Raw genomic sequence first — 13,402 nt, 5'->3', positions numbered from 1 at the left:
ACAGCGTTCTGTGACTTAACTCAGACGCAGTTATAAAAATTTTAATAATGCATCAGGATGAAATGCCTGTTGCCTTGCCAGAAATTAATCTTCGACAGTAAATTAACTATCAGTCTCATTTGATAAATAACCTGGCCTAAAGAATCAATGTTGCTTTTCATTTTCAGGCTGAAAGATAACGGATGACTGCTAACAGTTGATATTTAAATCTTCGTGAAGTCGATATTTAGGTTTTTATTCTGTTTTTTGATGCAGACATGCTCCCGGGGAGCGAGAATGAGAAGTGTTCATATGATGATTACAGAGATAGCATTGGGAGGTTCCGTTGCGCAATTGAGTAAATCAAGTGTTGTCAAACCGATCTGCTAAAAAGAATTTTCATTTAGGAATGTTTTATCATCTGGAAATTAAATTGGCTGCTTATATAATATATTTTTAATCGTCAATAGTCTGTTAATTGTGCTTCATGTTCTTTGCTTTTCGCCTTACTCAACGTCTGGAAGCGCTGACTTTATTCAATTTCTATTTATCAGGTTACTATTTCACGATTTAAAAAATTCGTTATTAAGACTTCTCTTCTTTTATTCACCTTATGCCTTGCCAGAGAAAACCGCTTCGCTATCATCACCTCCGGGGTTGATGTTCCAGACATTTTCCTGCCCTACCCATTTGAAAGCCGGTCCATCAGGTCAAAACCGTCCAGGATCCAGTACGTTAGTCTGACTTCGTATAATTGTTCTTATACGAAGTCATGACATAACCAGGCTTCCGGGTTAACATGGATAGCAGAAAAGTCTGTCCTGAAAATGGCAACGCTACGTAAATTCTGCCTGGTTATCCTACTGCTGAGTTTTCAGAATTCACGTAGCGCGATCAAAGTTACTTCTGGTTAATAAGTGAGCAAATATGAGCGAGTTAGTCCCAATAACCAGTTTGAAGGCGAACCGCAACAGCGACATCACCGAACGACTCAGGCAGTTCGTCCAGGATAAAGAGGCTTTCTCACCGAACACCTGGCGACAGCTGCTGAGTGTCATGCGGATATGCAACCGCTGGACGGAAGATAATCAGCGCAGCTTCCTGCCGATGAGCGCCGATGATTTACGTGACTATCTCTCTTTTCTTGCTGAAAGCGGCCGGGCTTCTTCAACCGTTACTTCACACGCGGCACTAATCTCGATGTTACACCGTAACGCCGGCCTGCCGGTACCTAACGCCTCTCCGCTGGTTTTTCGTACCATGAAGAAGATAAATCGTGTCGCTGTAATGAACGGTGAGCGCGCTGGCCAGGCCGTGCCCTTCAGGCTCCCTGATCTGCTGGCGCTGGATGCAGAGTGGTCAGGTTCTGATAACCTGCAGGCGCTGCGCGATTTAGCTTTCTTGCATGTCGCCTATGCCACGCTACTCCGTATCAGTGAACTGTCGCGGTTGCGGGTGCGGGATGTGATGCGCGCCGGTGACGGTCGTATCATTCTGGATGTGGCATGGACAAAAACAATTGTGCAGACCGGCGGATTGATTAAGGCGCTCAGCGCCCGATCAACCCAGCGCCTTGAAGAGTGGATCGAAGCATCCGGGCTATCCAGCCAGCCTGATGCTTATCTGTTCAGTGCAGTGCACCGCTCTGGCCGGGCACTGATTTCCGAAAAGCCGATGAGTACACGGGCGCTGGAACAGATCTTTAGCCGTGCATGGCTTACCGCTGGAAAATCCGGCGCAGTGAAGGCCAATAAAAATCGTTATACCGGATGGAGTGGCCACAGTGCCAGGGTTGGTGCAGCACAGGATATGGCCGATAAAGGCTATCCGATTGCCCGTATCATGCAGGAAGGCACCTGGAAAAAGCCGGAAACGCTAATGCGCTACATCCGGCATGTCGATGCCCATAAAGGGGCCATGGTGGAGTTTATGGAGCAACACGCTGACACCATTTTTCCCGGATGATGGACTCATAAAAAGCTCACTCAGGGGGCTTTCAGGCTGAAGTTATCCACAGAAAAAGTGGACAGCCTGTGTGTAAGCCGGTACTGAATAGAGGCCTGTCAGGCGTCCGCCAGGCTCATCCAGCTGATTTCATTGATTTCTTTTTACTGCCATACAGCCTGCAGCGACTCTGTCAAAAAAACAGACCCGCGCCCGCCAGCACCAATCCTTCTTTTGGCAGTTCTGACTTCACCAGCGAGGGTGACTTCAGCTTGCAGGCTTGTGAGAAAGGCTGGTGTTAAGCGGTCTTATCCATTCTTAATGACGTGATTTCATCCTCAACATTTCAATCGGTATTTTACTGCGCGAAACCTTTCTGTTTATCACAACCGCCGTGGCAGCCGTGGCAACCTCCCTTTCCCTCCCGGGGCATAACCGGTATTGCCTGCACCTGGTTTCCCGCTTTGCGTAATGCCAGCAGGGTGATGACGTTCAGCGCCAGCACGCCTGCGAGGCAGGTCGCACTGAATGCAGGATGTTCGGCAAAAGTCACGGTCTGATAAAACAGCGTCGCCGTGGTGTAGGCGATGTTTAGTCCCCAGAAGAATGAGAACATCATCCATTTTTTACCGGCCTCGCGCGCAATCGCACCCATAACAGAGACGCAGGGAACATAGAGCAGGACAAAAATTAAGTAACTATAGGCGGCAAGACCGCTGCCAAATTTGGCTGACATCACGCCGATTGAACCGGTTGCCATATCCCCATCGCCTTTGCTGGCTTCAATCGGATTGGCCAGCGCATCCATTCGGAATGCTGCAGTTAACCCCGCCCAGGTCTCCGTCAGCGCCTCTTTGAGTTCGCCTGGCAGATTAAAGGACTGTGGATCAAACGTACGGCTCTGGAGTGCCTCCGTGGTGTAAAGGCTGTTGAGTGTGCCTACCACGACCTCTTTCGCCATGATGCCGCTCACCAGCCCCACTGTGGCCTGCCAGTTATCCTGAGTGACCCCAATCGGCAGCAGCACAGGCGTAATCGCTTTGCTGGTCGCTGCCAGCGCAGAGTGGTTAATGTCATCAACCAGTTGGCCGTTAAATGCAAAGCTGCTCAGTAAGCCTATCAGCATGCTCACCAGAATGATCACCTGCCCGGCTCGGACAACAAACATTTTCAGCCGTTGCCAGGTTTGTAATAGCAGGCTTTTGAGATGAGGTCGGTGATAGACCGGCAACTCCATGATAAACGGCGAGGTTTCTCCGCCCAGCAGGGTATGTTTGAGTACCAGCCCGGTAACGATCGCCACCACAATGCCCAGCAGATAGAGTGAGAAAACCAGGCTGGAGCTATGGGTGTTAAAGAATGCTGCGGCGAAAACCGCAAAGATTGCCAGCCGCGCGCCACACGACATGAAAGGCGCTATCAGCACCGTCAAAAGACGCTCACGTGGCGTATCCAGCGTCCGCGTTCCCATTACCGACGGCACATTACAGCCAAAGCCGACAATCAGTGGTACAAAGGATTTCCCTGGCAGGCCCAGCGACTGCATCAACCGATCGATCACAAAAGCGGCACGCGCCATATAGCCCGAGTCTTCCAGGAAAGAGAGAAACAGGAACATCAGGCCAATCTGCGGAATGATCGGCAGCACGGTATTGATACCGGCACCGATACCCTGCGCCAGAAAAACGGTCAGCCAGGCCGGGAAGTGGCAGACATAGCCCAGCCATTGCACGCCATGAATGAATATCGCCACCGAACCACTGTCGAATAGGGGCTGCAGTGCGGCACCGATGTTGATTGAGAGCACAAACATCACATACATCACGGCCAGGAATATCGGAATGCCCAACCATCGATTCAGTACGATATTATCAATCTGGCGGGTCAGGCCGGCAGGTAATGCCTGATGGATGTTACTGACGGCCGCACAAATGGTGGTGATGGCGCGATAGCGGTAATCAGCAATCTGAACGCCGGTATCGCCGCCCGCCTGCTGGATAATCTCAGGTAAACGCGGAAGCAACTCCGGGCAAAGCTTCTGGCTGTTGATATCGCCTTCCAGCAACTGCAATGCCAGCCAGTAGCGTTTTTGTGGGGCTATCGTCGCAGGTATCTGCAGGGAGAGCTGCTCAATGGCAGTTTCAACCGCGGCCGGGTAACGCACGCGTTCCGGTGGGCGGTAAACATGTGGCTGGTCGATCAGCGCTTTGAGCTGGGCGATGCCGTCACCTTTGGTTGAGGTCAGTGAAACGACCGGACATCCCAGACGCGCTGATAGCGCTGCAACATCAATCATGATGTTATGGCTGGCGGCGATATCCTGCATGTTCAGGGCGACGATGCAGGGCACGCCCAGTTCCAGCAGCTGAAGGGTCAGGAACAGGTTACTTTCCAGGCTGGAGGTATCGACGACGTTAATCACTACATCGGCGTGATCCTGATAGAGATACTGGCAGGCGATGCTCTCATCGATGGAGCTTTCGGCGGATAACGTGGTCAGCGAGCGGGTCCCAGGCAGATCGATCAGCTGGACATCTGACTGCGCGGTAAAAAATTGCCCTTCTTTGCGCTCGACCGTGACGCCCGCCCAGTTACCGACCCGCTGGCGCGCACCGGTCAGCTGATTAAACAGCGTGGTTTTACCGGTGTTGGGATTGCCGATCAGCCCGATGGTTAACTTTTTCATCAGACGATTTCCTCAAGAATGATATCGGCCAGGTCACGCTGTCTCACCGCCAGGCTGACACGGCGGGTCCGGATTTGCACCGGGTCACCCATGGGGGCCACACGAATGATCTCGATAACGGCACCTGGAAGCATGCCCATTGTCAGTAATTTCTGGCGCCAGGCGAAATTTACCGAAGGCTGATAGCCAAGGATTCGGTAGGTGCTGCCCATGTTAATTGCCATACCACGCTCTGCCTCTGAGTAAGAAGCACTCATTCTATAAATGATAAGCGTTTCGGTTTTTGATCTGGCATCGGGCAGACAATGAAAAAGCGTTCTGAATGGCTTTGATTTAGGTAACAGAGAACATCTTTCTGTAACCTGGTTGTCTGCGGCAAGGGTTGATACAGGCGATTTCCGTGATGCCTGTTATCGTCAATTTCGGGGCTTTGGGGCATCAGTATCAGCGTCTATAATCCGGGCAGCGATATGTTCCACAAGTGCAGAGGCTATTCGTCCATTGAGAATGGCAACAAGTCTTACGACAACGAGATTGTCGTAAGTTGTCCAAAATCCAAAAGGCTTATATGAAACAAATTACTGTTACTGACCTCCAGCAACTTAGCAAGCAGGCTGCGAATTCTCCTCGCTTGCGAGCCAATCGCAATTTACACCCTGAATTGAGCGATCCGGTGCAACGTCTGGCCATCGCTATGGAGCCAGGAACCTATGTCCGCCCTCACCGCCATCCACATACCATTGAACTGCTGACCTCGCTCAGTGGGCGGTTTCTGGTATTACATTTTGATGATAATGGGTACGTGACCCAGAGGGTTGTGTTAGGTGAGGAGTGCAAGGTACTGGAGACGGACGCAGGTAACTGGCATGCCGTGTTATCGATGGACAAAGGTGGCGTTATTTTCGAGGTTAAACACGGGGGTTACCAGCCAGTGGCTGAACTGGATTCTGCTCCATGGGCACCCGCCGAAAACGAGCCGGATGCGCCGGAGTTGATGGAATGGTACGCACAGGCACAAGTGGGTGAGAGTTTTACCCGATAACTGTTGCTTTGCGTGGAGTAGACGGTATCGCGATCGATACCGTTCTGCAGTATTGGCCGGGCAAGATAATCTTTCTCAATTATCCCCTCTCGCGTAGTCAATCAAATGAATTCCAGACCGAATTGCAAATTTGCGATCATTTTAATCAAATCCGAAGCCTGGAAAACTAAACTTCATTGGTAGGATAAAAAAACAGCTATTTATTAACGTAGTTAAAATGTAAAGGGAGTTGAAATGCGCAATTAAACATATTGGAACTGTATAGTGTTACTGATGCTGATATCGGCTGTCCCCAGCTTCTGAGAATGTGGAATGATGCAGACTTGAACTCAGGTTATAACCGTGCCACCAAAGTATTAATGTTATCGCTTTAACCAGCGCAACTCAAAATAAAGGCTGGAACAATTCTGCGATTGGCGAAGCAGGAGGGACCCTTAACAACGTCGGTGATAAAGTGACGTGGCCTGTTGATGGCATTTCAGATCGGTTAATTTGAAACATGATTAAACGTTGTCAGGCTCAGCACTTAGCTGAATAGTACAGCACCTGAATAAACGTTTCTGAGGTTCTCAGGCGTATTTTTTATTAGCCCTGATAATTACCATCTGGTTTTGATACTGCTATAGATGACGTCGTATCTGTTCATATACGGAAGGCTGCCCATCGCATCCCGATAACAGCACTCTATTTAGTTACATCATTCATAAACAACCAAAGAAGCTTTTACGGCCCTGCGGGCCGTGCGGGGCGGCTGCTCAATGAGCGCTCGGATTTTCAGAACGGCTCCGTTTGGGGGCCGTCAGAGAGGGGCAGGATTCATCATTTTTTCTGCCGGGTTGTTAAGCAACCCATTTGTGTGTTGTAACTAATAAGACGAATTCTCTATTCATGCGTATAATTACTTTCCATTATACGTACGCGCTTATCGGCCATATCTGCTGTAAACAATGACGTATTTCTTACCTTAAGGGTGGCCACAACTATCAAAAATGATGATTATCAGAGAGAAGGCAACGACCAGGCAGCCTCATCAGGATCGCTACCCTCTGTCTATCATTGCAGACGCTGATTACTTCAGAACGCGAACAGTTTTCACATCGATTTCAACGCTGTTCCAGTCTTTATCAACTTCACCTTCGATACGGACTTTGTCAGTCGGAGATAGCGTTTGCCCCATCCAGCGCTTATCGTCGATATCGACATTGATTGTGCCGGTGGCATCCTTAAATTCATAAAGTTCATGACCAACTTGTCTGATGATATTGCCCTCAAGCACCACCCATGAATCATCACGCTGCGTTTTGGCCTGGGCTACTGAAGCTACACCTGGAGTGGGCCCTTTGAATCCGCCCTGCGAATAGCCCTGCCCTTCTGCCGAAACAAAACCTTCCTGCTGTGCAGAAACATTAAAACTAACCGCTGCGAATAAAGCCACTAAAACAAAAGTTTTCATATTTTTATCTCCGTTGAATTGTGAAGCTAATCTACAACGGAGATCTTAACGAAATCTTAAAACAGTTGATTGACCATGTGTGTTTTGTTTTTTCCTTACGTGAAACACACTAGCAGAATATAAACCCATAGGACAATCGATGTTAAATTAAAAACATGAGTTCGTTTTTAATAACACCGCAATGACATATCATTCATGAATCGCTATAAAAACCAATACTATTGCTCACATGATAAAGCAGACCACTGACTCCGACATGGTTGAGCACGAATAACTTAAGAAAGTTGTCACTATAACGCTATTATGCTTAGGCATAGATATATCCCAGCATCACTTCATTTATTCAGTATCTCAGCATTACTCTTTGGAAGATGTTGTATGACTTACAACCACCTAACCGGGTGGTTTTTTTTCGTGTGTTTTATCAGATGCGTTGCATTTATGTGAAAAGATTAAAGAATTTTTGTGTCTGAGACATGCCAGACACGTCACCTGAAATAACTCTCTACGGCTGAACATTTCAACAAAAAAATCCACTTATAAGAGTGTAAAAATCAGGATTAATTTACAGTATACTAATAGGTGTTAATTATTTTCAGTAAATAGGCCATCGCGTTTTAATGGTAAAAAAATCAACTTTGCGCGTAAACTCATATTTTCACCCGAAATAATGAGTGGCTCATTTAATTGAACACAGGATTCTGTATGTAATTATTTTTCCAGTTTCCTCATACCGCTTGAATCCTCGCCAAGTAATGTAAGATTGTTCGTTACATCCGGATTTTTGAAGCTTTTGCTGAAAAATGTCAGACGTAAAAAATTTAAAGCAATCGGGATGCGATATCTGAACTTTGGAAAGCGGTCGATATCACAGTAAGGCTTAACGATGAGAAAAAAGGCTCACCAGAGTGAGCCTTAAACAGCGCTAGTTAAGGCGCTTAGCGTCGTCCTGAGCTTGTTTCAGATCGATTTTAGCTGACTCAAGCTTCAGCTTTTTCTCTTCAACTTTGTGCGTTTTCTTCATGATTTTTTCCGCACGCCCATCAGCTTTAGCTTCTGCCAGATCCTGCCGGGCTTCCTGAAGCTCAAGCTCCGCTTTTTTAACCTTCATTTCGCGTTTACTGACATCATGAGTGGCACGCGCTGCCTGACGCTCATCAGTGCAATAAGTTTCAATTTTGTCATGGGCAATATTGAGCCGTGCAATTTCCGCACTATTCCCATGAATTTTGGCCATTTCAGTTTTAGCTGAAATATCAGCGAGTTGGTCTTTACATGAATCTGTCGCAGCAATCCCTGTCAGGGGTGACGAGATAAGAATCAGAGCGAAAATTGTTTTTTTCATAGCTATATTAAATCCTTGTTAAAATAGACTAATCAGAATAATACTGCTGAATGAATATAGCCAAACGAGTCAGTGCTACAAGAGATAAATTGAAACATGAAATTATCGTCTCATGCAGGAACTGATGTTAAAATTAATTTTAAACGCTCAATACTCACCCGCAGAAAATTTCAGCCCACCGAATAAATCTGCTTCATGACCCTGAGCAGCATATGAAAATGATCCACGTCATTTTTTACTGGACTAAGAATGTGAATGCCCGATTGTTATCATGTCGTTTAACATTCATAGCTAATAATAATGCATCTTCTTAAAGAGTTACGACAGGAAAGTAAAATGACATCTTTTAATTCTGGCAAGACATTCATCTTCGCTATTACGATGATGGCTTCGGTTATGTCCATTACCGCCTGATCAGGAAATTACGTGATATCCACTAATGACGGGCACATGATTACTACCCATGGCAAACCCGCCAGAGACAAAGAAACAGGGATGATCTCTTATAAAGATACGGACGGAAACATGCATCAGTTACAGCAGCACGATGTTAAAGAAATTGTGCAAAAGTAAATCGCTTTAAGCACGAGCGTATTTACCACCCTGAAAATATTATCCTGTGGAACACTGAACAATGAATACGACTGTCATCAGCCTTGGCTTGCTGCTGTGTGCCTCTTCGCCTGCAATGGCGATGGGCCTGAATGTGGAGCAAGGGAAAAACACCTCTACGCTGGACGCAGAAATTGGCCGTTCATCCAGCGGAATTTATCTGGATAGTCAGTGGATCAAAAATACGGCGGATGGTGTCCAGATTGGTCAGGCCGGTACTGGTTATAACCTGGAAATCGGTCCGGTCATGCTGACGGCTGGCGTTAAAGCCACATACATCGGAGGAAAAAAAGGCGATAACGGCGTCGCATTTCCTGTCGGCGGCGGGGTGAAAATCAATCTGCCTGCGGATTTTGCGATTTATGGTGAAGGATATTCCGCTCCGGAACAGCTGACCAACAGCGTTAAGAATTTCGTGGAAGCCAACGCCGGCGTCAGCTGGTCACCGCTCGGGCCACTGATCGTAAAAGTGGGCTATCGCTATGCGGGTGTTGATGGCAAAGATGGACGTCCGGCCCATACCCTGATCGATGGTCCCTACATTGGTGGCGGTCTGACATTTTAATGTCGGATAACTTCATTCGGTGAGGAAACGCTGAAGGTTCACCAATCGGTTTCCTCACTCAATTTCTCGTTTTAATGCAAACGGGGATCACTGAGAAGCAGATTATGAAACCAATTGTGCTGGTGTTAGTTACTCTCTGTCTGACCGGTTGCGTCCAGTATAAATGGGTCAAACCCGATGCGTCTGAGCAGCAGGAAACCGTGGCGGAAACAGCCTGTCAGGCTCAGGCTCTGCGGGATTTACCGCCTGATAATATCGTGAGTAGTAAATACACCTCGAAAGATAGTAAAGATAAAACCACCGATACCGATTACTCCACCAGTGATGCCAACGAAAGCCAGCGAGAGATCCTGGTGAAAGATTGTATGTTCAAAAAAGGCTGGCAACAGATTGAAGTTCAGCAATAGCCATATCGTCCTGCCAGCGGCCAGGTTAATCCTGGCCTGCTCCAATGAGATCAGGAGTTACGTTCAGTTTTTATATCTGCCTCGTCTTTTAGCTGGGCAGCCCGATTTCGCCGGCAGCGCTCCGAGCAATACATCACCTCGTCCCAGCACCTTTCCCACTTTTTTCGCCATGACATCGATTTGTTACACGTTTTACAGTAACGAACCGGTAATGACTTTTTATTGCCTTTAAACACGCCAGTCCTCCGGAGGTACGCTTGTACAGCTGATGATAGCGTATCTCTAAGAGAGTGCAGTCCAGAGCCGATCCAGATAAGCGATGGCTATGGATTAAAAGTTAGCAAGTCGCTTTTTGACGAAGCTTCTCATTATCTTTTTGGTTAGCGGCTCTGCCATTTGATCTGACATCGCACATTAAAATCTGTGCAGCCTGGATTTTTAACGCACCAGTGCGGTAGAGACAGATTAATTGCTCAGGTTAACAAGATGCGCGACCTATAACATCGCCGTAATATCCGGGCAGATTATTGTTTAGCCTCTTCATCCATCTGTTATGTCACGAGCTGGCGCGGGGTGTGATCAATAAACTGACAAAGTAACGCTGATGACTGAGTATTGAGGGCCACGGAGAACGCAACGATTCACAACGTGGTCAGCGCACAAGGCAATAATGTGCAGGGAGGATGTGGCTCAGCATTCCCTCGTCAACTGACAGCCTCTTTAAACCTTTACAGAGGGTAAGAGAAAGTCATTGTGCCCCTGAGTAATCAATTTTCAATCTGAAAGATCAGTCATCATTCTGGCGGGCTGGTATCCATTTATTTGACAGCGCTTCTCTGCAGAGAACTTATACCAGCCAGTTGCCGGTCATCACAGTGGCTCACATAAGCAGGAACGTTAAATCATACATAAAACAACTTACTATCATAAAGTTACAAATATCCTCATTAAACAAGTGGGCAAATGCTTATTTTTTCGTAATTTTTCTGATTGTTTTTTACCTCACTATTCCGATGATCCTCATGGTCAAATCTGTTTTCATCAGGCTGAAGTGTGCGGCTGTGTTTAACTCTCCGACCGAGTTGGGTATAGGATTAGCGAAGCGAGTCGATGGGAAAATTGGCATGAAAGCAGAGTTAATCCATAACGTGAGTAAATTATCCAGCGTCTCAGATGGCGCGCCTTTTGCCATTTTGAGCGAAGAGCGTAAAAAAAAGAGTAAATTTACTTTTGTTAAAGGGTGATACGTTAATTACAGTTTAAACTCTCATAGAAAGCGATTAATATGTTAACGTTGAACTATCGGTTCTGTATTTTGATTCTTCGAAGGCAAGCATCTTAAAAAAGCAGGTCTGACGAAAAGCATCAGCGTGAACCCGCTCTGTATTTTATTATCTGAACATGACTATGGTGACTTTGATGAGTGACACTCTCAACAGCTTGAATAATATCCGTACCCTTCGCGCAAAAGCTCGCGAACTTGACCTTGCTGCCCTGGAAGAAATGCTGGAAAAACTGTCGGTTGTAGTCAGTGAGCGACGTGAAGAAGCGCAGGCTTCTGAAGCGGCTAACCGTGAAAAAGCTGAGAAACTGGCAAAATACCGTGAATTACTGTTGCAGGAAGGTATCGATCCTAACGAACTGTTAAATGGTATGCCGACTGCGCCAGCAGAGAAGAAAAAACGCGCACCTCGTCCGGCTAAATATCAGTACACCGACGAAAATGGTGAAGTTAAGCAGTGGACTGGTCAGGGTCGTACCCCATCAGCTATTAAATCTGCCATTGATGCAGGTAAATCGCTGGACGATTTTCTGATTTAATCTTAGATGAGAAACCGCCTGATCTCATCAGGCAGTTTCTCAACATCCCCCCAACAGGCACCCACCGCTCAATTAGCAGTCACTACTGACCCTGCCGACGTGATAAGCAGCCTTTCATCCGCAATCCCGTTCAGGCTTTGTCGTGACCGAACGTAATAACTGAAATTTACTCAATCGCGCCGCGGCAATAGATCTCATTCCATTCCCTAAGTCGCTCTATTTATTCAGTGATTGCGCGTTGTGGGCGGTGATAATTTCTAACCCGATCTGCTGCCCATAAGAAAGCTCAAGCGTATTGCCATCAGGATCGGCAAAAAATGCCCAGTAACCCACAGGCGCACCAGATTGCTGTGCCTCGCGTCGCAACACGCCTTCAGTCCGTGCGATTGCCACTTTTTCATCTATCTCTTCGCGGCTGGCACAGGCCACGCCGATATGTCCAAATGGACCCAGCGGCGTATCTTCATTTTTGTCAGATTGCACCAGCACCAGCGCGAAAGGTCGGGTTAAATCTGACAGCCACGCGACTTTTTGTGCTTCAGGAATACCCGGTTCACGCTGGTGTATTACCTCCATCCCGGCATAACGCTGATAGAAATCTACGCTCTTATTTAAATCGCGAACCTGTAAAGCAAGATGAGTAAAACCGATATCGTTTGACATGGCTGCTCCCTGTTCTGATTGAGCAATCACCATGCCACAGATGTAATTCAGGATTTGATCAGGGATGCTCAGCCGTTACGTTCTTCACACATCACCTGGTTGCGCCCTGCCCGCTTCGCGCGATACAACGCCTCATCCGCGCGTTCAATCAGCGCCTGTGTGCCCTGTGGTGAGTCAGAAGCACGCCAGACGGCGCAGCCTGCACTCAGGGTGACATGCTTTTGCGGCAGTTCCGTGGTGAGATGCGGAATAGCGAGCTGATTAATGGCTACGATGATAGATTCAGCGAGCTCCAGTGCTGCTGACAGCGTCTGGTCAGACAGAATGATGGCAAACTCTTCGCCGCCATACCGGGCCGTGAGTTCGTTTTGACGCCGGGCGGTGTTCTTAAGCACGGTGGCCACTTTTTTCAGGCAGTCATCACCGGCCACATGGCCATATGAATCGTTATAACGCTTGAAATAGTCAATATCGAACAGAATCAGTGATACTGGCTGGCCGCTGAGCTCCGCGCTTTGCAGGCTTTCAGTCAGCATGTGATCAAAATGACGCCGGTTGGCAACCCCTGTCAGCCCGTCACTCTGTGCCAGATTTTCCAGTGCGCGATTAGCCGCAGTCAGCTCATCGCGAAGTTGAGTCAGCTCAAGCTGATAACGCAGCGTATGCCGCGCCTGACGCAATACAAACGCTCCCAGTGAAAGAATCACAATCAGCAGCGCCAGGCTCAGACTCAGATCCTGTACCCAGCTCTTCAGCCAGTGGTTAAACAGCGCACGCTTGTCGTATCCAGCGGCAACCACCAGCGGATATCGTTGTGAGCGGACAAAACCAAAAATACGTTTTTTACCATCAAGGGCAGCCGTCCACTGACCACTGCCTTTATCC

Annotated in this window: 13 protein-coding genes and 1 pseudogene; 7 read left to right on the top strand and 7 right to left on the bottom strand. The window is 47.7% G+C overall.

Annotated elements, in window-relative coordinates:
* Nucleotides 1-906: 906 nt before the first annotated feature.
* Nucleotides 907-1,944 carry a tyrosine-type recombinase/integrase gene (locus AC2LB6_RS12255; RefSeq protein ID WP_490093716.1) on the top strand — a complete coding sequence of 346 codons (1,038 nt, stop codon included), beginning with the start codon at nt 907-909 and terminating at the stop codon, nt 1,942-1,944.
* Between the two features lie 337 nt (nt 1,945-2,281).
* Here the strand turns inward: AC2LB6_RS12255 and feoB are convergent, their stop codons facing one another.
* A complete protein-coding gene (gene feoB / locus AC2LB6_RS12250; protein WP_490093715.1) occupies nt 2,282-4,609 on the bottom strand; it encodes a Fe(2+) transporter permease subunit FeoB in 2,328 nt (775 codons plus the stop codon).
* The gene (locus AC2LB6_RS12245; RefSeq protein WP_419139381.1) at nt 4,609-4,833 is read right to left on the bottom strand and encodes a FeoA domain-containing protein; all 225 of its coding nucleotides are present in this window, start codon (nt 4,831-4,833) and stop codon (nt 4,609-4,611) included. Before AC2LB6_RS12245 ends, feoB begins: the two co-directional genes overlap by 1 nt.
* A gap of 344 nt (nt 4,834-5,177) precedes the next feature.
* Here AC2LB6_RS12245 and AC2LB6_RS12240 point away from each other — a divergent pair, with 344 nt between their 5' ends.
* Nucleotides 5,178-5,651, top strand: coding sequence for a WbuC family cupin fold metalloprotein (locus AC2LB6_RS12240; protein ID WP_490093714.1), 474 nt, complete (start codon nt 5,178-5,180; stop codon nt 5,649-5,651).
* A 1,069-nt stretch (nt 5,652-6,720) separates the two neighbouring features.
* Here the strand turns inward: AC2LB6_RS12240 and AC2LB6_RS12235 are convergent.
* Nucleotides 6,721-7,104, bottom strand: coding sequence for a YgiW/YdeI family stress tolerance OB fold protein (locus AC2LB6_RS12235; RefSeq protein WP_490093713.1), 384 nt, complete (start codon nt 7,102-7,104; stop codon nt 6,721-6,723).
* 925 nt (nt 7,105-8,029) lie between these two features.
* Nucleotides 8,030-8,449, bottom strand: a complete 420-nt coding sequence (locus AC2LB6_RS12230; protein ID WP_490093712.1) for a DUF1090 family protein — start codon at nt 8,447-8,449, stop codon at nt 8,030-8,032.
* A 336-nt stretch (nt 8,450-8,785) separates the two neighbouring features.
* On the opposite strand from AC2LB6_RS12230, the pseudogene AC2LB6_RS12225 reads away from it, so the two are divergent.
* From AC2LB6_RS12225 to AC2LB6_RS12215, 3 genes and pseudogenes are all read left to right on the top strand, one after another.
* Nucleotides 8,786-9,022: pseudogene (locus AC2LB6_RS12225) on the top strand (YgdI/YgdR family lipoprotein).
* Nucleotides 9,023-9,083: 61 nt separating this feature from the next.
* The gene (locus tag AC2LB6_RS12220) at nt 9,084-9,626 is read left to right on the top strand and encodes a YfaZ family outer membrane protein (protein WP_490093711.1); all 543 of its coding nucleotides are present in this window, start codon (nt 9,084-9,086) and stop codon (nt 9,624-9,626) included.
* A gap of 104 nt (nt 9,627-9,730) precedes the next feature.
* On the top strand, nt 9,731-10,033 hold the full coding sequence (locus tag AC2LB6_RS12215) for a hypothetical protein (RefSeq protein WP_490093710.1): 303 nt from the start codon (nt 9,731-9,733) through the stop codon (nt 10,031-10,033).
* Nucleotides 10,034-10,083: 50 nt separating this feature from the next.
* On the opposite strand, the gene AC2LB6_RS12210 is transcribed toward AC2LB6_RS12215, so the two are convergent.
* Nucleotides 10,084-10,269, bottom strand: coding sequence for a DUF2256 domain-containing protein (locus AC2LB6_RS12210; RefSeq protein ID WP_490093709.1), 186 nt, complete (start codon nt 10,267-10,269; stop codon nt 10,084-10,086).
* Nucleotides 10,270-11,055: 786 nt separating this feature from the next.
* Between AC2LB6_RS12210 and AC2LB6_RS12205 the strand changes: the two genes are divergently transcribed.
* Nucleotides 11,056-11,277, top strand: a complete 222-nt coding sequence (locus AC2LB6_RS12205; RefSeq protein ID WP_490093708.1) for a hypothetical protein — start codon at nt 11,056-11,058, stop codon at nt 11,275-11,277.
* A gap of 175 nt (nt 11,278-11,452) precedes the next feature.
* Nucleotides 11,453-11,854 (top strand): H-NS family histone-like protein, encoded by a 402-nt coding sequence (locus AC2LB6_RS12200; protein ID WP_490093707.1) that lies wholly within the window; start codon nt 11,453-11,455, stop codon nt 11,852-11,854.
* Nucleotides 11,855-12,070: 216 nt separating this feature from the next.
* Here AC2LB6_RS12200 and AC2LB6_RS12195 read toward each other — a convergent pair whose 3' ends face one another.
* Nucleotides 12,071-12,517, bottom strand: a complete 447-nt coding sequence (locus AC2LB6_RS12195) for a VOC family protein (protein ID WP_490093706.1) — start codon at nt 12,515-12,517, stop codon at nt 12,071-12,073.
* 68 nt (nt 12,518-12,585) lie between these two features.
* Nucleotides 12,586-13,402, bottom strand: an 817-nt coding sequence (locus tag AC2LB6_RS12190; RefSeq protein ID WP_490093705.1) for a GGDEF domain-containing protein, incomplete at its 5' end; no start/stop codon positions are given.

The sequence above is a fragment of the Pantoea sp. RCC30.1 genome, assembly GCF_058148845.1.
The sequence above is the reverse complement of the archived record's forward strand: the minus strand, read 5'-3'. Positions and strand labels throughout refer to the sequence as shown.